This is a genomic window from Kitasatospora sp. NEAU-CNBT7 (genome assembly GCF_057220535.1).
This window is the reverse complement of the sequence record NZ_JBXQQB010000008.1, coordinates 252,226-271,975: the sequence shown is the minus strand read 5'-3', so window position 1 is coordinate 271,975 and position 19,750 is coordinate 252,226. Positions and strand designations below refer to the sequence as shown.

The following is a 19,750-nucleotide window of genomic DNA, read 5'->3' as shown; positions in this document are numbered from 1 at the left end:
CCCGCTGACCCCGCAGGAGACGCAGGACACGCAGGAGACGCAGGAGACCCCCGCCGGGCGAGCGCCCGGCGGGGGTCTTCCCGTGGTGTCCCGGCCGGTCAGTGGCCCTTGCGGGCCCGGGCGGCGCGCAGGGCGCTGCGGGCGGCCCGGGTGGCGAACGGCGGCAGCACGTCGAGGGCGAGCCGCCGGGTGGCGGAGCGGCGGGGCGGGGCCGGGCGCGGGGCCGTCTGCGGTGCGGCGGGCACGGTGTCGTAGGCGAGGCGGTGGACCCGGACCCCGGCGATGGTCTCCTCGTCCATCCGGTAGCCCTCGGCCCGCCAGTCGCGGGCCAGCAGGTCGCGCTGGACCTGCTCGGCGTCGCCCCAGGTGCCGTAGAACTTCTCCGGGGTGAGCAGGACCGGCCGCAGGCCGTGCGCGAAGACCGCCTCCCACACCGCCGCCGCCACGCCCGGGGTGTGTTCGGCCCGGTAGTCGTCGAGGGCGACCACGCCGTCCTTGGCCAGCGCGGCCCGGGCGACCTGGATGTCGCCGGCCACGTGCTCGTACAGGTGGGAGGCGTCGATGTGGATGAAGCGGCAGCTCTGGTCGGGGATCCGGCCGTCGGCGAGGACCGAGGTCGGGGCCTGGACCACGGTGGGCAGGCGGTCGTGGAAGGACAGGTAGTTGTCCTCGAAGGCCTGCCGGGTGAGCGTCTTGCGGTAGGACATGGACATCTCGGCGGAGTTGTCCTCGTCCGGTGCGTCCGAGTCGAAGAGGTCGCAGACGGTGAAGGTCTCGCCGGTCTGCAGGTGGCTGCCGAGCAGGATCGCGCTGCGGCCGAGGTACGCACCGAGCTCCAGCAGGTCGCCGGTGCGGCCGCGCTGGGCCTGCTGGGTGAGCAGCCAGCCGAAGACCTCCTGGTCCGCCTTGAAGAACCAGCCCGGGACGTCGTCCAGGGTGCGGGTGGCGGCCGGGGGGGCGGTGGTGATGTCAGCACTGGTCACGACTGTCTCCAGGCGTCCTTCGGGGTGTGCTCGCCCGGACCGGGTCGCGGCGGGGGGAGCAGCTCGACTGTGACCCGGATCATAACCACTGGGCGGTGGCCGCGCAGGAGGTGTGGATCAGGCTTTTTCCCGGGATTCCGGGCCTGTCGCGGCGCCTGGCCCGTCCTGGCGGGCGGCGTCCAGCGCCTCCTGCGCGCGCTGCCCGGCCCGCTCGCGGGCCGCCTCGGGGTCCGCCAGGGCCGTCCAGGCTGCGCAGTAGAGGGTCAGCCGGGAGACGAAGTTCATCCACAGCAGCAGGGCGACCGGGACGCCGAAGGCGCCGTAGAGGCTCTTGCCGGCCACCGAGCCCAGGTAGGAGGAGAGCAGCAGTTTGAGCAGTTCGAAGCCGACCGCGCCGAGCAGCGCGCCCTGCAGCAGGGCGCGGCGGGACTGGCCGGTGATCCGGGGGAACGGGCCGAGCAGGTAGGCGAACAGCAGCAGGTCCGCGGCGACGGCGATGAGCAGCCCCAGCACGGTCAGGACGGCGTGGCCCGAGCTGCCCGCCAGGCCCAGCCGGTCGGCGATCCGGCGGGCCAGTGCGGTGGCGCCCGCGGAGGCGCCCAGCGAGAACAGGCAGACCACGCCGAGGCCGACCAGGACCAGGCAGTCCTTGGCCTTCAGCAGCAGGGCGTTGCCGGGCTCGTCGGCGAGCCGCCAGACGTCGCGGATGGCGCCGCGCATGGTGTCGACCCAGCCGAGCCCGGAGTACAGCAGCACCAGGCCGCTGATCACGCCGACGGTGGCCGCGTTGGCCACCAGGGTGGACAGGCCGAGCGAGTCCGACAGGCCGGGCACCTGCTTGGCGATGTCGTCCTGGAGGTCCTGGACCTGGGCGTCGCTGAGCACCGCGACGGCGATCGCCAGGGCGACCGTGAGCAGCGGGAACAGGGCGAGGAAGCCGAAGTAGGTGATCGCCCCGGCGAGCCGGTTGCCCTTCACCTCCGTGACGTGGGCGAAGGTGCGCCAGGCCCGGGTCCGCAGCAGCCGGGCGGCGGTCGGGCCGATCACCGGCAGCTTGGTCAGGAATTCCAAGGGTGTGCTCCCCGCCCGGCCGGGACTGTCACGGACGTCCCTGTATAGCGCGGGCACGCCGGGTGGCCGGCGGTGACACCCCGGGGCCGGCCCGGGGTGTCACCCGCTCAGTGGGCGGGCGCGGCGGCGGGGCGGGGCCGCCGGGCGACGCTGCGGCGGGCCTTGGCGAGCCCGCGCAGGCCCTGGAAGGCGAGGTAGCGGCCGTGGCTGAGCAGTTCGGTGCGCAGGCCGGCGGCGCCCGCGGGCGGGCGGTAGCCGGCCGGGCGCAGCGGGGCGCAGTGCTCGGCGGCGCGGCGGAAGAACTCGCGGCGGTCGCCGGGCGGGATCCGGCCGGGCTTGGTGACGATGGTGGTGAGGTGGTCGAGCATCCGGGCGTAGATCACCGGCCGCCAGTGGGCCAGGTCGGGCCGGCCGTCGAGGAAGGCGAAGACCAGGCGGTACTGGCCGAAGATGTCGAAGTGCTTGCGGCTCGCGGTGGCCAGGATGTTGCCGCCCTCGCGGCGCTGGCGGTAGTGCAGGCCGACCTCGTCGAGCAGGGTGATCCGCCCGGCGGCGAGCAAGGCCGGGAAGGTCCAGGGGGTGTCCTCGTAGTACCCGGCCGGGAAGGTCAGGCCCTGCTGCTCGACGAAGTCCCGGCGGTAGGCCTTGTTCCAGACCACCATCAGCAGGTCGAGCAGGTCAGGGCGCTCGTCCAGGGTGAAGACGTCGGGGCCGGGGCGGGTGAAGACGGCGGCGGAGCTGCTGCGCACCACCCGGCCGTCCCAGTAGGTGCGGGCGTAGTCGTAGACCAGGATGTCCGGGTCGGCGCCGGCCCGCAGGCGGTCGTCGATGTGCTGGAGCAGTCCGGGGGTGAGGGTGTCGTCGCTGTCCAGGAAGAGGACGTAGTCGCCGGTGGCGACGGCGAGGCCGGCGTTGCGGGCCCGGCCGAGGCCGACGTTCTCGGGCAGGTGCAGGACGGTGATCCGGGGGTCCTTCGCGGCCGCGCGGTCCAGGAGGTCGCCGCAGCCGTCCGGGGAGCGGTCGTCGACGGCGATCAGCTCGAAGTCCGGGCAGGACTGCGCCAGCACCGAGTCGAGGCACTCGGCCAGGTAGTCCTCCACCTGGTAGACCGGGACGATCACGCTGAAGCGGGGCATGGGATCACTCATTCCAGGACGGCGCCGGGCCCCGCCGGGGTGCGGTGGGACGGCCGGGGCCGGGGGCGGGCCAGCCGCACCCTAGCCCGGCGGGGCCCGGCGGCGCACGTCCGGGCGGTGCGCCGCGGGGGCGGCGCGGTCGCGGCGGTGCGCCTTCGGGCCGGGCGCGCGGACCGCCCGTGGGATCCGGAAGGTAGGATCGCTGGCGGTAAGTGCCCGGTTCACCCGAAATCGGGCAGAGCGGTCGCACCACCTGATGAAAGGCTCTGCGCAGCCGATGGCCCCCCGCCTCTCCGTCGTCGTCCCGATCTACAACGTCGAGCGCTACCTGGAAGAGTGCCTGGACTCGATCGCCGCCCAGACCTTCGGCGATTTCGAATGCGTCATGGTCGACGACGGTTCCAAGGACTCCAGTGCCGCCATCGCCGAGGCCTACGCGGCCAAGGACTCCCGGTTCCGGCTGGTGAAGCAGGTGAACAAGGGTCTCGGCGCCGCCCGCAACACCGGGTACCGGAACATCGCCGACGGCACCGAGTTCCTGGCCTTCGTGGACAGTGACGACACCCTGCCGCCGAGCGCCTACGAGCTGATGATCGGCACCCTGGACCAGACCGGCTCCGACTTCGCCACCGGCAACGTGCTGCGTTTCCGGGCGATCGGCTTCTATCCGTCGGGCGGTCACCGCAAGCCCTTCAAGGAGACCCGGCTCACCACCCACATCACCGACATCCCCACCCTGGTCACCGACCGCACGGCGTGGAACAAGGTGTACCGGCGGTCCTTCTTCGACGCCGCCGGCATCCTCTACCCCGAGGGCATCCTGTACGAGGACGCCCCGGTCAGCGTGCCGCACCACTACCTCGCCAAGAGCGTGGACGTGCTCTCCGAGCCGATCTACCACTGGCGGGAGCGCGAGGTCGGCGAGATGTCGATCACGCAGATGAAGTTCAACCCCAAGGGCGTCATCGACCGGGTCAAGTCGATGGAGCTGGTGCGGGCCTGGCTGCAGGAGCAGCAGGACCCGAAGTTCCGCCGCTACCTGCGCTCCTACGACGAGAACAACCTCGTCGAGGAGATCCCGATGTTCTTCTGGTCCGTGCTGGAGGGCGACCAGGCGTACCGGGACGCGTACCAGGAGTCGGTGGCCCGGCTGCTGCGCGCGATCGGCCCGGAGCAGGTCCGCAAGCTGCGGGCGCCGCTGCGGCTGAAGTACCACCTGACGGTGCAGAACCGGATGGCCGAGCTGGTCGAGCAGCTGCGGTTCGAGAAGGACAGCAACGGCGCCGCGCCCGCCCGCGGGCTGCTGCGCCCGTACGCCGACTACCCGTTCCTGCGCGGCGGGCGCAAGAGCGTCCCGGCGGACGTGCTGCGGCTGGACAACGCGCTGGTGATGCGCAGCCGGCTGTACGACGCCGAGTGGAGCGAGGGCCGGCTGCACCTGACCGGGCACGCGTTCCCCGAGCACCTGGGCGCCACCAACCGGCACGACATGGTCAAGGGCCTGGTGCTGCGCGAGAGCAGCGGCCGCCGGGTGGTGGCGGTGCCGACCAAGGCGATGTACAGCCCGGAGGCGACCGCCAGCTCCCCGCACTCGCTGTACAGCTGCGACTGGGCCGGGTTCACCGCCTCGATCGACCCGGAGCGGCTGAAGCACCGCGGGCAGTGGAAGGACGGCTCCTGGCGGGTGCTGGTGGCCGGCGTCGGCAAGGGCGGCGTGTACAAGGGCCGGGTGTCCGGCGGCTGGAGCGACACCGGTGAGTACCCGCCGGTGCACTGGGTCGAGCAGGACGTGCGGATCGTCCCGTGGCTCAAGGACGGCCACCTCAACCTGCGGGTGGAGCGGGTGCGCGCGCGGGTCGTCAAGGTGACCGGCGAGCGCGGCACCGTCGCGCTGTCCGGGATGGTCGGGTCCGGTGCGGACCTGGCCGGGGCCCGGCTGCGGCTCAAGCACGTCGAGTCGGACCGCGCGCTGGTCCTGCCCCTGGAGCTCGGCGTGCCGACCGGCCGTCAGGTCCCGTTCAGCTCCTCCTTCGCGATCGCGGGGCTGACCGAGGTGCGCGAGTCCTGGGCGGCCCTGGACCCGGCCTCCGAGGAGCGGCTGCGCGACCGCTGGGACGTGGAGCTGCTGCTGGCCGACGGCAGCACGCTGCCGGTGGTGGTCGACGAGCGCACCGTCCCCGAGCACCTGGACCTGCCGATCGGCGACCACACCCGGGCGCTGTACTCCAAGCCCTCCCCCAGCGGGTACCTGCAGTTCGCCGACCAGGTGCTGCAGCCGGTGGTCGAGGAGATCACCGCGGCCGACGGCGGCGAGGGCTTCCTGCTCGGCGGCAGCTTCCCGCTGCCCGGGGTGCACCGGTACGAGCTGGTGGTCCGGCACCTGTGGCGCGAGGAGGAGCACCGCTACCCGGTGGAGATCGCGGACGGCCGGTTCAAGGCCGCGCTGCCGGCCGTGCCGACGGCGAGCTTCGCCGGCCGGGTGCCGCTGCGCAAGGGCACCTGGGAGGTGTTCTTCCGGCCGGTCGGCGCGCCCGCGGACAGCCTGTGGCCGCCGGCGCTGCTCGCGCCGTCCTGCCACGGCGGGCTGCCGCTGGAGGTGCAGGCCCGCGGCAAGCGGATCGCGCTGGAGCGCCGGCTGTACGACACCCTGTCGCTGGAGTCCCACGACATACTGGATCCGGAGGAGCGCAGCGGTTTCCGCCAGCGCCAGCTGCGCGAGGCGTTCCCGTCGATGCAGCAGCGGCCGCTGTCGGACACCGTGGTCTACCACGCGGCGCTGGGCAGCCGGTACGCCGGTTCGCCGCGGGCCGTGCACGAGGAGCTGGTGCGCCGCGGCGGCGCGCTGCGTCACCTGTGGACCACCGACGACCTGCAGACCGAGGCGCCGAGCAGCGTCGAGCCGCTGCGCCGGCTGTCGGCGGAGTGGTACGAGGCGCTGGCGACCGCCAAGTACGTGGTGACCAGCACCCACCTGCCGCCGTTCTTCACCCGGCGGCCGGGCCAGGTGGTGCTGCAGACCTGGCACGGCACCCCGCTCAAGCGGGTCGGCCACGACTTCGAGAAGGTCTGGTTCACCGACTCCGAGTACCTGGAGCACCTGGAGGCCGAGGTACCGCACTGGAGCATGCTGGTGTCCGCCAGCCGCTGGGCGACGCCGGTGCTGCGGCGGGCGTTCAAGTTCGAGGGCGAGGTGCTGGAGACCGGCTACCCGCGCAACGACCTGCTCTTCGCCTCGGACCGGGAGAAGACCGCCGAGCGGGTGCGCGAGCGCCTGGGCCTGCCGGAGGGCAAGAAGGTGGTGCTGTACGCGCCGACCTTCCGGGAGGACCGCCGCCGGCCGCAGGACGGGTACCAGCTGGACCTGCGGATCGACGTGGCGGCGGCCCGCGCGGCGCTCGCCGAGGACCAGGTGCTGCTGGTCCGCGGCCACGAGGTGACCTGCGGCCAGGTGCCGGGCGCCGGTGACGGCTACGTCTGGGACGTCGGCAGCTACCCCGACATGGCGGAGCTGCTGCTGATCGCCGACGTGCTGGTGACGGACTACTCGTCGTCGATGTTCGACTTCGCGAGCACCGGCCGGCCGATGCTGTTCTTCACCTACGACCTGGAGCACTACCGGGACAATCTGCGGGGCTTCAGCTTCGACTTCGAGGCGCAGGCACCCGGGCCGCTGCTGGCCACCTCCGAGGAGCTGGTCGCGGCGCTGCGCGACGTCGACGCGGCGGTCGCCGGCCACCGGGACCGGTACCAGGCGTTCCGCGAGGCGTACTGCGACCTGGACGACGGGCAGGCCTCGGCCCGGGTGGTGGACGCGCTGCTGGGGCAGGACCCGCAGCAGGGCTGACCGTACGCGACTGCCCCCGGGGACCGTCGGACGGTCCCCGGGGGCAGTTGCGCATCTGCGTCGCGGGGTGCGGGGTCAGCCGCCGAAGCCGAAGGTCCGCCAGGGGCGCCACACCTCGTCCGGTCCGAACCGGGAGAGGCTGAAGCCGGCCACCTCGAAGACCGCCCGGAAGCCCCGCGCCTGCTCGAAGGCCCGGTCCAGGACCGGGTCGGGCAGGCCGTGCGCGACCGTCACGTGCGGGTGGTACGGGAAGGCCAGCTCGCGGGCGAGCGGCCCGGAGCGCACGTCCGCCTCCAGCGCGCGGCACTCCTGCGCGCCCTCCTCGACCCGGACGAAGACCACCGGGGAGACCGGGCGGAAGGTCCCGCTGCCCTGCAGCAGCATCCGGAACGGCCGGTGGCCGGTGGCCGCGGCCCGCAGGTGCGCCTCGACGGCCGGCAGCGCGGCCGGGTCGACCGGGGTCGGCGGCAGCAGGGTGACGTGCGTCGGTATCGAGCGGGCCAGCGGGTCGCCGTGCCCGGCCCTGGCGTCCTGGATCTGCGCGCCGTAGGGCTCGGGAACGGTGATGGACACGCCGATGGTGACGGCCTCGCCGAGGCCGTCACCGCCGGGGGTGCGCTCCACCGGCATCAGCGCTTCGGCGCCAGGAAGCCGATGCGGTCGTAGACCGTGGCCAGCGTCTCGGAGGCGACGGCGCGCGCCTTCTCGCCGCCGAGGCCCAGCACCCGGTCCAGCTCGGCCGGGTCGTCCAGGTACGCCTGGGTGCGGGCCTGGAACGGCGTCACCCAGTCGGTGAACAGCTCGGCCAGCTCGGTCTTGAGGGCGCCGTACATCTTGCCCTCGAAGTGCTCGACCAGCTGGTCAACCGACTGCCCGCTGAGCGCGGAGTGGATGCGCAGCAGGTTGGAGACGCCGGCCTTGTTCTCCTCGTCGTAGGAGACCACCGTGCCGGTGTCGGTCACCGCGCTCTTGAACTTCTTGGCGCTGACCTTGGGGTCGTCCAGCAGGTTGACCAGGCCCTTGGCGGAGGAGGCCGACTTGCTCATCTTGGCCGTCGGGTCCTGGAGGTCCAGGATCTTGGCCGTCTCCTTGAGGATGTACGGCTTGGGCAGCGTGAAGGTCGGCGCGTAGCGGCTGTTGAAGCGCTCGGCGAGGTCCCGGGTGAGCTCCAGGTGCTGGCGCTGGTCCTCACCGACCGGCACCGCGTCGGCCTGGTAGAGCAGGATGTCGGCGATCTGCAGGATCGGGTAGGTGAACAGGCCGACCGAGGTGCGGTCGCTGCCCTGCTTGGCGGACTTGTCCTTGAACTGGGTCATCCGGGCGGCCTCGCCGAAGCCGGTGAGGCAGTTCATCACCCAGCCGAGCTGCGCGTGCTCGGGCACGTGCGACTGGACGAACAGGGTGCAGCGCTCCGGGTCGAGGCCCGCGCCGAGCAGCTGGGCGGCGGAGATCCGGGTGTTCTGGCGCAGCGTGTCCGGATCCTGCTCCACGGTGATCGCGTGCAGGTCGACCACCATGTAGAAGGCGTCGTTCTCCTCCTGCAGGTCCACCCACTGGCGCACGGCGCCGAGGTAGTTGCCGAGGTGGAAGGAGCCCGAGGTGGGCTGGATTCCGGAGAGGACCCGAGGACGGTCCTTCACCGGACCGGTGGCGGCTGCATTGACCATGCGGGCCATTGTTCCAGCTTCACCGACCGCTCAGGAAACTTCCGCCCCTGGAGGAATCGACAGTGTGACGGCACTCACCCTGATGCGTTCGATCCGGCGGCCGTCCAGCTTGGCGACGGTCAGCAGCGCCCCGCCCTCCACCGGCACCTGGTCCCCCGGCTCGGGGAGCCGGCCGAGTTCGCGGACCACGAAGCCGGCCACCGTCTCGTACGGGCCCTCGGGCAGGGTCACGCCGGTCTCCTCGGTGAAGTCGGAGAGGTTGAGCAGGCCGTCCAGCTCCACGCCGCCGCCGGCGAGCCGGCGGGTGGCGGTGGTGTCCTGGGCGTCGTACTCGTCCCGGATCTCGCCGATCAGCTCCTCGACCAGGTCCTCCAGGGTGACGATGCCGGCCGTGCCGCCGTACTCGTCGACCACGATCGCCAGGTGGTGACCCTCCCGGCGCATCTCGCTCATCGCCTCCAGCACCCGCTTGGTGGACGGCAGCAGCTTCACCGGCCGGGCCAGGTCGCGGACCCGGGCGGCCGGCGTGCCGCGCGCGCCGTACAGGTCGCGGACGTGCACGAACCCGGTCACCGCGTCGTACGAGCCCTCGGCGACCGGGTAGCGGGAGTGCGGGGCGGAGTCGGTCTCCGGGCGGACCTCGGAGACCAGCCGCTCGGCGTCCAGGAAGGTGACCTCGGTGCGCGGCACCATCACCTCGCGAAGCTGGCGCTCGCCGGCCGCGAACACGTCCGCGATCAGGGCCCGTTCGTCGCTGCCGAGTTCGGTGTTGGCGGCGACCAGGCCGCGCAGCTCCTCCGAGCTCATCGAACCGCGGCCGGCCGACGGGTCGCCGCCCAGCAGCCGGACCATCAGGTTGGTGGAGTGGCCGAGCAGCCAGATCACCGGGCGCAGCACCACCGACATCACGTCGACCACCGGCGCGGCCAGCAGGGCGATCGAGTCGGCCCGCTGCAGGCCGATCCGCTTGGGCGTCAACTCGCCGAGCACCAGGGAGGCGTAGCTGATCACCAGGGTGAGTCCGACCAGGGCGACGGCGTCGGCCACCCCTTCGGACAGGCCCAGGCCCACGAAGACGGGGGCCAGCTTGCCCGCCAGGGTGTCCGCGCCGAAGGCGGCGGAGAGGAAGCCCATGCAGGTCACCCCGACCTGGACGGCGGCCAGGAAGCGGTTCGGGTCGGCGGCCAGGTGCGCGGCCCGGGAGGCGCGGCGGGTGCCGGCCGACTCCAGCGCCCGGATCTGGCCCTCGCGCAGCGAGATCAGCGAGATCTCGGCGACGTTGAAGAGGCCGCCCAGCATGATGAAGACCAGGACGAGCGCCGCGTCCTGCAGGGTTTCGCTCACAGTCGGCCATCCTAGGACCGTGAGGGGGCTTAGCAGCCGCACGGTCGAACCGGCACAATGTGCCGCAAGGTTCTACTCTTCCCCCTTCCGTCGAGCCCTGCCCCGGAGTTCCCGCCAGCAGCGCTCGCCACCGATACCGGCAGGATCAATGGCCCGGACCGCTCCGACGCAGTCGTCCCACTCCACCGACCCCGGCTCCCCGGATGAATCCGGCGAACGCCCGCACGGCCGGCACGGCGGCCGCCCCGCCCCGCCGCGCGGGCTGTGGGCCGTCGTCCGCACCGTCTGGCTGCTGCCGGCCCTCGCCACCCTGGCCCTGGGCCTCTACCGGATCAGCGGGCCCGTGCTGTGGCACGACGAACTGGCCACGCTGTCGGTGGTGCGCCGGCCGACCGCGGCGATCCTGGCGATGCTGCAGAACGTCGACGCCGTGCACGGCGCCTACTACCTCACCCTGCACTTCTGGGTGAAGGTGTTCGGCGACTCCCCCGCCATGCTCCGGCTGCCGACCGTCCTGGCGATGGCCGTGGCGGCCGGCTGCGTGGCGCTGGCCGGGCGCCGGATGTTCGGGCCGCGTGCCGGGCTGACCGCGGGCCTGGTCTTCGCGCTGATCCCGACCGTGGCGCGGTACGGCCAGGAGGCCCGCTCCTACGCGTTCGTGGTCATGGTGGCCGCGGTGGCCCTGCTGCTGCTGCTGCGCGCGGTCGAGCGGCCGGGTGTGCTGCGCTGGCTCTGCTACGCGGTGGCGGTCTCGGCCGCCGCCTACCTGCACCTGGTGTCGCTGGTCTTCCTGGTCCCGCACGGCCTCGGCGTCCTCCTGTACTGGTGGAAGGACCGCCGCAACTGGCGGCTGCCGGTCGGTTTCGCGGTCGCCGCCGGGGTCGGCGTGGCGTCCGCGTACCCGCTGGTGCGGCTGGGCGAGCAGCAGGCGGGCCGTCAGATCGGCTGGATCGCCCACCCGAACCTCGACTCCCTGGGCACCATCTGGTTCCAGCTGTTCGGCAGCAGCCTGCTCACCGGCGCGCTGATCCTGGCCGGTGCGCTGGCCTGGGGAACCGGCCGGAAGATCCCCGCCGTGCTCGGTCTGGCCTCGGCGGTACTGCCGGTGCTGGCGATCTGGGAGATCTCCCAGCAGGCCAAGGTCTCGTACTTCATGCCGAAGTACCTGTTCTTCGTGCTGCCGGCGTGGGCCGTGGTGGCGGGGGCCGGGATCGCGCTGGTCAGGATCCGCGGCATCGTCGCGGCCCTGGTCACGCTCGGGCTGCTGGCGCTGCCCGGCCAGGTGGCGATGCACCAGGACCTCTCGCACGCCGACTACGTCTACCCGGACCCGGTCACCTGGTTCGTCCCGCTCGACTACCGGGCGGCGGCCGGGATCGTCGCCGCGCACTACCAGCCGGGGGACGGCGCCGCCTACGGCCAGCAGCAGAAGGAACTGTGGTGGGGCGTGGACACCGGCGTCGAGTACTACCTGCCGCACGACATCAGGCCCCGGGACGTCCTGGCGGGCAAGAGCGGCAAGGACCGCGCCGACCTGTGGCCGGGCCTGTGCCCCGACCCGGCCGCCTGCCTCGGTGACGAGCCCCGGGTCTGGCTGGTCTCCAAGGACGACGGCGGCGACCCGTTCAGCACGGTCGTCCCCGCGGCCGCCCAGGCCCTGCAGGAGCGCTACCGGCTGACCACGGTGGAGCGCGTCTCCGGCATCTCGGTGGCGCTGCTGGTGCGGCGCTGAGGCCGTGACGGGCTGCGGACGGCGGAGGCCGGACACCCCCCGGGGGGTGTCCGGCCTCCGGCCTTCGGGCCGACGGTGCCCGGCCGCGGGCCGGGCCGCCGGATCAGATCAGGCCCAGCTCCTGCACGGCGTCGCGCTCCTCGGCCAGCTCGCGGACCGAGGCGTCGATCCGGGCGCGGGAGAAGTCGGAGATCTCCAGGCCCTGGACGATCTCGAACTTGCCGTCCTTGGTGGTGACCGGGAACGAGGAGATCAGGCCCTGGGGCACGCCGTACGAGCCGTCGGAGACGATGCCCATCGAGGTCCAGTCGCCGGCCGGGGTGCCGTTGACCCAGGTGTGGACGTGGTCGATGGCGGCGTTGGCGGCCGAGGCGGCCGAGGAGGCGCCGCGGACCTCGATGATCGCCGCACCGCGCTTGGCGACGGTCGGGATGAAGTCGTTCTCGACCCAGGCGAGGTCCGAGCCGGTGGCCTCGAAGCCGCTCTTGCCGGCGATCTCGGCCTGGAAGAGGTCCGGGTACTGGGTGGCGGAGTGGTTGCCCCAGATGGTGACCTTCTTGATGTCCTCGACGGTCACGCCGGCCTTCTTGGCGAGCTGCGCGACGGCGCGGTTGTGGTCGAGGCGGGTCATCGCGGTGAACCGCTCGGCCGGCACGTCGGGGGCGTTGCGCTGGGCGATCAGGGCGTTGGTGTTGGCCGGGTTGCCGACCACCAGGACCTTGATGTCGTCCGCGGCGTGGTCGTTGATGGCCTTGCCCTGCGGGCCGAAGATGCCGCCGTTGGCGGAGAGCAGGTCGCCGCGCTCCATGCCGGCGGTGCGCGGGCGGGCGCCGACCAGCAGGGCCACGTTGGCGCCGTCGAAGGCGGTGGCGGCCTGGTCGGTGATGGTGATGTCACGCAGCAGCGGGAAGGCGCAGTCGTCGAGCTCCATGGCGACGCCCTCGGCGGCCTTCAGACCCTGGGGGATCTCCAGGAGGCGGAGGTTCACCGGCACATCGGCGCCGAGCAGGTGGCCCGAGGCGATGCGGAAGAGCAGGGCGTAGCCGATCTGGCCGGCCGCTCCGGTGACGGTGACATTGACGGGGGTGCGAGTCATTTCTGCCTACTCCAGCAAATCGCCGACGTGCCCCAGGCACGTCGGCGCTGGAGCCGAGGATGATCTCTCGACATCGAGAGAACTGGCTCAGGCTATCGCAACGGGCCCGACCCGGGTGCGTACGGGCGTGGCTGATGCGTCACACGGCCCGGCGAGCCGGCGGCCCGGCCCGGGGAACGGCGTCGGGGGCCCGGTCCGGAGCCGGACCGGACCCCCGACGGCCGCCGTCGGTGCCGCGGTCAGTGCCGCTGGCGGCCGATCAGGTTGCCGATGTTGTCGAGCACCGGGAGCTCCAGCCAGGGATCGGGCTGGGCCACCAGGGTGAGCAGCACGATCACCGCGCCGAGCACGCTCAGCACCGAGACGTCGGTGAACCGGCTGCGGACGGCCAGCAGTCCGACCTCGGGCAGGACCAGCCGCAGCACGGCGCCGAGCAGCAGCGAGGAGCCGATCGTCAACACGCCGATCTTGAAACCACCGGCGAAGGTGATGGCCAGGCCGACCGCGGCCACGGCCAGCACCAGCGTTATCGGCCACTGCCGGACCGGCAGCGGATGGCCACCGTCGAGCGCCGAGCCGGCGCCCTCCGGCGGCAGCGTCCCGGTGGTCCGCGCCGGACGGCGCCGGGTGCGGCGCGTCACCTCAGCCGCCACGGCGGATCAGTGGCCGGCGCGGCGCTCGGCCGCCTCGACGATGTTGTTCAGCAGCATCGCGCGGGTCATCGGGCCGACACCGCCCGGGTTCGGCGAGATCCAGCCGGCCACCTCGGCCACGGCCGGCTCCACGTCGCCCACGATCTTGCCCTCGCCGTCCCGGCTGACGCCGACGTCGAGCACGGCCGCGCCCGGCTTCACGTCCTGCGCCTTGACCAGGTGGCCGACGCCGGCCGCGGCCACCACGATGTCCGCCCGGCGCAGGTGCGAGGCCAGGTCCCGGGTGCCGGTGTGGCAGAGGGTGACGGTGGCGTTCTCGCTCTTGCGGGTCAGCAGCAGGCCGATCGAGCGGCCGACCGTGACGCCGCGGCCCAGCACCACCACGTCCGCGCCGTCGATCTCGACCTTGTGCCGGCGCAGCAGCTCGACGATGCCGTACGGGGTGCAGGGCAGCGGGCCCTCGATGCCGAGCGCGAGCCGGCCGAGCGAGGTGGGGTGCAGGCCGTCGGCGTCCTTGTCCGGGTCCATCAGCTCCAGGACCGGGTTGGGGTCCAGGCCCTTGGGCAGCGGCAGCTGGACGATGTAGCCGGTGCAGGTCGGGTCGGCGTTCAGCTCGCGGACCACGTCCTCCACCTCCTGCTGGGTGGCGGTGGCGGGCAGCTCGCGCTGGATCGAGGCGATGCCGACCTCGGCGCAGTCCTTGTGCTTGCCGTTCACGTACCAGCGGCTGCCCGGGTCGTCGCCGACCAGGACGGTGCCGAGGCCGGGGACGATGCCCCGCTCCTTGAGGGCCGCCACGCGGACGGCGAGTTCGGACTTGATCGCGGCAGCGGTGGCCTTGCCGTCGAGAATCTGGGCAGTCATGGCCCCATTGTCCTGGATCGGCGCCGGAGTCCGTGCGCGGGTGGCCGCCCGCGGCGCCGATACGGAACGTGTGCCTCTGATTGCGGTTGCGCCACAGTTGTGTGCGCCCTGCGGACGCGGCTGGACAGCACGGGGCGCGACACCGGACGATAAGGCCGGGCCATCCTGCCGCCCACGACCCGGTGACGGGCCGACCGGGCCGGTGCGGGACGATCTGGGGACGATCTCGGGGGAAGACGACAGTGAGCAATCCGTACCAATCGCCGGATCCGTACGGCGGTTACGGTCCGCCGCAGCAGCAGCCGTACGGCACGCCGCCGCCCTCGCCGTACCAGCAGCCCGTACCGCCACCCGTCCAGCAGCCCGCCTACGGGTACCCCCAGCAGCAGCCCTACCAGCCGCAGCCGCAGCCCTACTTCCCGCCGCAGCCGGTCGCCGAACCGAACAGCATGGCGACGGCCGCCATGGCGCTCGGCTTCGCCGGCATCGTCATCTGCTTCTACGGCGCCATGCTCGGCCCGATCGGGCTCGGCCTCGGCATCGCCGGGCTGAACCGGGCGCAGAAGACCGGCGTCGGCCGCACCCAGGCGATCGGCGGCATCGCGCTCAGCACCCTCGCGATCCTGATCGGCATCGCCGGCCTGGTCTTCTACGACACCCTGACCAAGAACCTGCCGTGACCGCGCTGTCCGCCTCCGCCCTGGCCACCCGCTGGGCCGCCACCGCCGGCACCCTCAAGGGTGCCTGGCTGCGCGTGCTCGCCCGCGGCGCGGGCGGGCTGGTGGCCGCCGTGGCGGTGGCGCAGCTGCACGACGCCCACGACCCCGGTGTGCTCTGCCCGTTGCGCCGGTTCACCGGCATCCCGTGCCCGGGCTGCGGCAGCACCACGGTGTTCATCGAGGCCGGCCACGGCGACCTGCTGGCCTCGGTGGCCGCCAACCCGGTCACCGTGGTGGCCGCGGTCGGCCTGCTGTTCGCCCCGCTGGGCGCCGGGCGCTGGTGGTGGGAGCTGCCGAACGGCCGGCGGAACGCGCTGATCGCCGCCGCCGCCGCACTCTCCTGGGCCTGGCAGTTGCACCGGTTGGGCATCTCCCGGCCCTGAGCCGACGCGTTCCTGACGGTTGCTGACCCGCTATTGACCCGCGCGGTGTCAGTATCTTCCGCTAATGTCCCACCCGGTCGGCACCTCAACTGCCCGTCCGTCACAGGAATCCTCCTGTCCCGTCCCGCTGTCCCTTTCCTGCCCGGAGGCAGAGATGAGCTACCCGCCCGACCCGAACAACCCGTACGGCCAGCAGCCCCCGCCGCCGCCGGGCTACGGCTACCCGCAGCAGGCGCCGCCGCCGGCCCCCGGCTACGGCTACCCGCAGCAGGCGCCGCCGCCCCAGCAGCAGGGCTACGGCATCCCGCCGCAGCAGGGCTACGCGTACCCGACCGGTCCGTACTCCAACGCGGGCATGGTGCAGAACTTCTACGCGGGCTGGGGCAGCCGCGTGGTGGCGTACCTGATCGACCACATCGTGGTCGGCCTGATCCCGTGGATCGTGGTCTTCGTCGCGCTCAAGCCGTCGGTCACCACCACCTACTCGGCGAGCGGCTACCCGCACACCGAGACCACCGGCATGGGCGGGTACTACGCCGGCATCCTGCTGGCGAACGTGCTGGTCTGGGCGGGCATCGCGGCCATGAAGGCGACCGGCCAGTCGCTCGGCCAGAAGGCCGTCAGCATCCGCATGGTGCGCGAGTCGGACGGTCAGAAGCTCAGCTTCGGCGCGGCCTTCGGCCGTGAGGCGCTGCACATCCTGGACAGCGTCTGCTGCATCGGCCTGCTGTGGCCGCTGTGGGACGCGAAGAAGCAGACCTTCGCGGACAAGATCATGAGCACCGTGGTCGTCAAGGCCCAGTAGTCCCGGGCCGGCTGATCCGGACAGCCCGAAGGGCCCGTACCCCGCGCGGGGTACGGGCCCTTCGGCGTCTCCCGGGCCACACCGGCCCGGGCCGGTGTCCCCGGGTCAGTGGAAGAAGTGCCGGGTGCCGGTCAGGTACATCGTCACCCCGGCCGCGGCGGCGGCCGCCACGACCTCCTCGTCACGGACCGAACCGCCCGGCTGCACCACGGCCTTGACGCCGCCGTCGAGCAGCACCTGCAGACCGTCCGGGAACGGGAAGAACGCGTCGGAGGCGGCGTACGAGCCCTGCGCCCGCTCGCCGGCCCGGGCGACCGCGAGCTTGGCGGAGTCGACCCGGTTGACCTGGCCCATGCCGACGCCGACCGAGGCGCCGTCCTTGGCCAGCAGGATCGCGTTGGACTTGACGGCCCGGCAGGCCCGCCAGGCGAAGGCCAGCTCGGCCAGCTCCGCCTCGGACAGCGCGTCACCGGTGGCCAGCGTCCAGGTCTTCGGGTCGTCGCCCTCGGCGTGGATCCGGTCGGCCTCCTGGAGCAGCACCCCGCCGGAGACCGGGCGGACCTCGGTGCGGTTGGCGGGGGCGTCGGGGGCGCGCAGCACCCGGATGTTCTTCTTGCGGGCCAGCACCTCGACGGCGCCGTCCTCGTACGCCGGGGCGACCACGACCTCGGTGAAGATCTCGGCGATCTGCTCGGCCAGCTCCACGGTGACCGGGCGGTTGACCGCGATCACCCCGCCGAAGGCGGACAGCGGGTCGCAGGCGTGCGCCTTGCGGTGCGCCTCGGCGACGTCCGCGCCGATGCCGATCCCGCACGGGTTGGCGTGCTTGATGATGGCGACGGCCGGCTCGGCGTGGTCGTAGGCGGCGCGGCGGGCGGCGTCGGTGTCCACGTAGTTGTTGTAGGACATCTCCTTGCCGTGCAGCTGCTCGGCGCCCGCGAGGCCGCCGGTGCCGTCGCTGTACAGCGCGGCGCCCTGGTGCGGGTTCTCGCCGTAGCGCAGCACGTTCTGGCGCTCCCAGGTGGCGCCGAGGAACTCGGGGAAGCGCTCGTCGCTCGGCGCGTAGCCGGCCTCGAACCAGGAGGCGACGGCGACGTCGTAGGCGGCGGTGTGGGCGAAGGCGGCACCGGCCAGCCGCTTGCGGGTGGCCAGGTCGAAGCCGCCGCCCTCGACGGCGTCCAGGACGTCGGCGTAGCGGGCCGGGTCGACCACCACGGCGACCGAGGGGTGGTTCTTGGCGGCCGCGCGGACCATCGACGGGCCGCCGATGTCGATCTGCTCGACGCACTCGTCCGGGGTGGCGCCGGAGGCGACGGTGGCCTTGAACGGGTAGAGGTTCACCACGACCAGGTCGAACGGCTCGACGCCGAGCTCGGCCAGCTGCGCGCGGTGCGACTCCAGGCGCAGGTCGGCGAGGACGCCGGCGTGCACGCGGGGGTGCAGCGTCTTCACGCGCCCGTCCAGGCACTCCGGGAAGCCGGTCAGCTCGGAGACCTCGGTGACCGGCACGCCGGCCGCGGCGATCCGGCCGGCCGTCGAGCCGGTGGAGACGATGGCGACGCCGGCGGCGTGCAGGCCCTGGGCCAGCTCCTCCAGCCCGGTCTTGTCGTACACGCTGATCAGGGCACGCCGGATCGGGCGTACGTTCTCGGAGACGGGAGTAGTGCTGGAGGCGGCGCTCATGCCGGAATCCATACCTTTCGGTCTTCGATGCGGTGACCTTCGCGGGCCAGTCGGCCCACGACGTCGACGAGCAACTGGCGCTCGACAGTCTTGATGCGCTCGTGCAGCGCTTCGCCGCCGTCCCGGTGGTCGGCGTCGAGGACCTCCACCACGCCCTGCGCGATGATCGGTCCGGTGTCCACCCCGGCGTCGACCAGGTGGACGGTGCAGCCGGTCACCTTCACGCCGTACGCGAGGGCGTCCGGGACGCCGTGCGCGCCGGGGAAGGAGGGCAGCAGGGCGGGGTGGGTGTTGACGATCCGTCCGGCGAAGGCGGCGATGAACTCCGGGCCGAGGATCTTCATGAAGCCGGCCGTCACCACCAGGTCCGGCTCGTGGGCGGCGACCGCCCCGGTCAGCGCGCGGTCCCAGGCGCCGCGGTCGGCGAAGTCCTTGACCCGGTGCACGAAGGAGGGGATCGCGGCGCGCTCCGCCCGCTCCAGGCCGGCGATGGCGTCGCGGTCCGCGCCCACGGCCAGGATCTCGGCGCCGTACGCCGGGTCGGCCGCGGCGTCGATCAGCGCCTGCAGATTGGTGCCGGAGCCCGAGACCAGGACCACCAGCCGGGCCGGGCCCGGGGTGCGGGGCGGAAAGACTTGGGCGGAAGCAGCGGCCACTGCGCGATTCTCCGTACGTCGTCGTGCCCGCTGGTACGTCCACCGTCGGTGGGGCCACTACGGGCGGCGCCAGGTCGAGCCGGAATGCCGGGGCCGCGGGTACCGCGCCGGACGGCGGGCCCGGGAACCCTGCTGGGCTGCCGACCGTCACCACGATAACGGCTGGTGAGAGGGCTCCCGTAACCACCCGGCAACGCTACGCGCGTAGTTGAGACGGGGATCTCGCCCGCCCGCCCCGCCCGGACCGGGTGGGGCGCCGCACGGCCGCCCCGGCCGAACCTGGTGGGGCGCCGCACGGCCGCCCCGGCCGAACCTGGTGGGGCGCCGCACGGCCGACGACCGCCTGCGAGATCATTGACCGGCAGGCCGCCCGACGGGAGGCCGCAGGCGGCCCGAGCGCCGCACCGACGAGAAGGAATGGCTGACACCATGAGCGGAGACAGCACCGGCGAGCGCAACCCGTTCGCGCCGCCGCCTGCGGACGCCCCCGATCAGCCGTGGCAGCCCCGGATCCCGCCGGCCGGGCAGCGCCCGCCGGCCCCGGACAGCGAGGACCAGGGCCAGGGCGAGCAGCCCCAGGTCCCGCCGCCGCACCCGTGGAGCCCCGGCCACCGCGGCGGCGGCTGGAACCCGCCGCCGCCCGCACCCAAGTTCGACCCGACCGACCCGGTCCAGCGGAAGGCCCGGTACGCGCTGAGCTCCGGCATCGGCGCGCTGCTCTGCCTGCTCCTCGGCTACCTCCCGGTCTCCCTGCTGCTCGGCGCCCTCGCGGTGTACTGGGCGGTCAGCTCGCTGCGCGGTGCCCGCACGGCGCAGGGGGCTGCTCCGGCGCCGGGGCTCGGCGGCGGGCAGGGAGCCGGTGGCGCGCAGGCCGCCGCGTCCGGGGCGCAGACCCCGGCGGCGGTGGCGGGGCTGTTCATCGGCGCGGCCTCGGTGCTGGTCACCATGGGGTGGTTCGGCACGCTGACGTACTACAACGACTACGTCGTCTGCGTGCAGGACGCCCCGACCATCGAGGCCCGGCACAGCTGCCAGGTCAGCGACCCCGCACCGCGCTGGCTGGTCACGCTCAAGGACCCCGAGTCGCTCTGAGGCGGGGGCGGGTGACCCGCCG

17 protein-coding genes are annotated in these 19,750 nt (G+C 73.0%); 6 read left to right on the top strand and 11 right to left on the bottom strand.

What is annotated here, in order from left to right; genetic code table 11:
* Positions 1–98: 98 nt before the first annotated feature.
* From AC2TEW_RS14200 to AC2TEW_RS14190, 3 genes are all read right to left on the bottom strand, one after another.
* Positions 99–983: a class I SAM-dependent methyltransferase gene (locus AC2TEW_RS14200; protein ID WP_484623693.1), complete on the bottom strand. Its 885-nt coding sequence runs from the start codon at positions 981–983 to the stop codon at positions 99–101.
* A gap of 117 nt (positions 984–1,100) precedes the next feature.
* Positions 1,101–2,054 carry a YihY/virulence factor BrkB family protein gene (locus AC2TEW_RS14195; protein WP_484623692.1) on the bottom strand — a complete coding sequence of 318 codons (954 nt, stop codon included), beginning with the start codon at positions 2,052–2,054 and terminating at the stop codon, positions 1,101–1,103.
* A gap of 107 nt (positions 2,055–2,161) precedes the next feature.
* Complete coding sequence (locus tag AC2TEW_RS14190) at positions 2,162–3,190, bottom strand: glycosyltransferase family 2 protein (RefSeq protein WP_484623691.1); 1,029 nt, start codon at positions 3,188–3,190, stop codon at positions 2,162–2,164.
* Positions 3,191–3,467: 277 nt separating this feature from the next.
* On the opposite strand from AC2TEW_RS14190, the gene AC2TEW_RS14185 reads away from it, so the two are divergent.
* Positions 3,468–7,034, top strand: a complete 3,567-nt coding sequence (locus AC2TEW_RS14185) for a bifunctional glycosyltransferase/CDP-glycerol:glycerophosphate glycerophosphotransferase (protein ID WP_484623690.1) — start codon at positions 3,468–3,470, stop codon at positions 7,032–7,034.
* A 75-nt stretch (positions 7,035–7,109) separates the two neighbouring features.
* On the opposite strand, the gene AC2TEW_RS14180 is transcribed toward AC2TEW_RS14185, so the two are convergent.
* From AC2TEW_RS14180 to AC2TEW_RS14170, 3 genes are read right to left on the bottom strand one after another with little or no spacing between them, the layout of a single operon-like run.
* A complete protein-coding gene (locus tag AC2TEW_RS14180) occupies positions 7,110–7,664 on the bottom strand; it encodes a 2'-5' RNA ligase family protein (protein ID WP_484623689.1) in 555 nt (184 codons plus the stop codon).
* Positions 7,664–8,701: a tryptophan--tRNA ligase gene (trpS, locus tag AC2TEW_RS14175; protein ID WP_033817975.1), complete on the bottom strand. Its 1,038-nt coding sequence runs from the start codon at positions 8,699–8,701 to the stop codon at positions 7,664–7,666. Before trpS ends, AC2TEW_RS14180 begins: the two co-directional genes overlap by 1 nt.
* Positions 8,702–8,731: 30 nt before the next feature.
* A complete protein-coding gene (locus tag AC2TEW_RS14170; RefSeq protein WP_033817974.1) occupies positions 8,732–10,045 on the bottom strand; it encodes a hemolysin family protein in 1,314 nt (437 codons plus the stop codon).
* 148 nt (positions 10,046–10,193) lie between these two features.
* Between AC2TEW_RS14170 and AC2TEW_RS14165 the strand changes: the two genes are divergently transcribed.
* Entirely contained in the window at positions 10,194–11,777 is a 1,584-nt protein-coding gene (locus AC2TEW_RS14165; RefSeq protein ID WP_484623688.1) for a glycosyltransferase family 39 protein, read from the top strand.
* 103 nt (positions 11,778–11,880) lie between these two features.
* Here AC2TEW_RS14165 and AC2TEW_RS14160 read toward each other — a convergent pair whose 3' ends face one another.
* From AC2TEW_RS14160 to AC2TEW_RS14150, 3 genes are all read right to left on the bottom strand, one after another.
* Positions 11,881–12,873, bottom strand: a complete 993-nt coding sequence (locus AC2TEW_RS14160) for a malate dehydrogenase (protein ID WP_484623687.1) — start codon at positions 12,871–12,873, stop codon at positions 11,881–11,883.
* Between the two features lie 239 nt (positions 12,874–13,112).
* Positions 13,113–13,514 carry a DUF3017 domain-containing protein gene (locus AC2TEW_RS14155; RefSeq protein WP_033817981.1) on the bottom strand — a complete coding sequence of 134 codons (402 nt, stop codon included), beginning with the start codon at positions 13,512–13,514 and terminating at the stop codon, positions 13,113–13,115.
* Positions 13,515–13,532: 18 nt separating this feature from the next.
* Positions 13,533–14,390: a bifunctional methylenetetrahydrofolate dehydrogenase/methenyltetrahydrofolate cyclohydrolase gene (locus tag AC2TEW_RS14150; protein ID WP_033817972.1), complete on the bottom strand. Its 858-nt coding sequence runs from the start codon at positions 14,388–14,390 to the stop codon at positions 13,533–13,535.
* Between the two features lie 242 nt (positions 14,391–14,632).
* Between AC2TEW_RS14150 and AC2TEW_RS14145 the strand changes: the two genes are divergently transcribed.
* From AC2TEW_RS14145 to AC2TEW_RS14135, 3 genes are all read left to right on the top strand, one after another.
* The gene (locus AC2TEW_RS14145) at positions 14,633–15,070 is read left to right on the top strand and encodes a DUF4190 domain-containing protein (protein ID WP_484623686.1); all 438 of its coding nucleotides are present in this window, start codon (positions 14,633–14,635) and stop codon (positions 15,068–15,070) included.
* The gene (locus AC2TEW_RS14140; protein ID WP_158515429.1) at positions 15,067–15,492 is read left to right on the top strand and encodes a DUF2752 domain-containing protein; all 426 of its coding nucleotides are present in this window, start codon (positions 15,067–15,069) and stop codon (positions 15,490–15,492) included. Before AC2TEW_RS14145 ends, AC2TEW_RS14140 begins: the two co-directional genes overlap by 4 nt.
* A 154-nt stretch (positions 15,493–15,646) precedes the next feature.
* On the top strand, positions 15,647–16,297 hold the full coding sequence (locus AC2TEW_RS14135; protein ID WP_484623685.1) for an RDD family protein: 651 nt from the start codon (positions 15,647–15,649) through the stop codon (positions 16,295–16,297).
* Between the two features lie 105 nt (positions 16,298–16,402).
* Here the strand turns inward: AC2TEW_RS14135 and purH are convergent, their stop codons facing one another.
* Together purH and purN are read right to left on the bottom strand one after the other, a co-directional pair.
* Complete coding sequence (gene purH / locus AC2TEW_RS14130; protein WP_484623684.1) at positions 16,403–17,980, bottom strand: bifunctional phosphoribosylaminoimidazolecarboxamide formyltransferase/IMP cyclohydrolase; 1,578 nt, start codon at positions 17,978–17,980, stop codon at positions 16,403–16,405.
* A complete protein-coding gene (gene purN, locus AC2TEW_RS14125; protein WP_484623683.1) occupies positions 17,977–18,636 on the bottom strand; it encodes a phosphoribosylglycinamide formyltransferase in 660 nt (219 codons plus the stop codon). Before purN ends, purH begins: the two co-directional genes overlap by 4 nt.
* A gap of 429 nt (positions 18,637–19,065) precedes the next feature.
* Here purN and AC2TEW_RS14120 point away from each other — a divergent pair, with 429 nt between their 5' ends.
* Complete coding sequence (locus tag AC2TEW_RS14120) at positions 19,066–19,728, top strand: hypothetical protein (protein WP_484623682.1); 663 nt, start codon at positions 19,066–19,068, stop codon at positions 19,726–19,728.
* Positions 19,729–19,750 lie beyond the last annotated feature (22 nt).